The organism is Vallitalea maricola (assembly GCF_036985595.1).
Classification (GTDB): domain Bacteria; phylum Bacillota; class Clostridia; order Lachnospirales; family Vallitaleaceae; genus Vallitalea; species Vallitalea maricola.
The window spans coordinates 1-223 of record NZ_BTPU01000478.1; the positions used below are offsets into that span (position 1 = coordinate 1).

Annotated in this window: 1 pseudogene; it reads left to right on the top strand. The window is 41.7% G+C overall.

Annotated elements, in window-relative coordinates:
* Nucleotides 1–223, top strand: a pseudogene (locus tag AACQ14_RS24680) (hypothetical protein); the annotation flags it as partial.

Here is a 223-nt window from a genome sequence, read left to right on the forward strand (position 1 = left end):
GTTAGCCTACGCAGCGGTTTTTATAACCGAAATCGCGTAGAACATATTCAAGGTCAAGCTTCCTTTGTTGATGCCCATACCGTCAGTATTTTGCATGCTGATGGTTCTGTAGATAAAATTTCAGCTAAACAAATTATGATTGCCACAGGATCTAGACCTTACCGCCCTGATGATATCGACTTTGATCACCCTCGTGTTTATGATTCTGACAGCATTTTGAGCC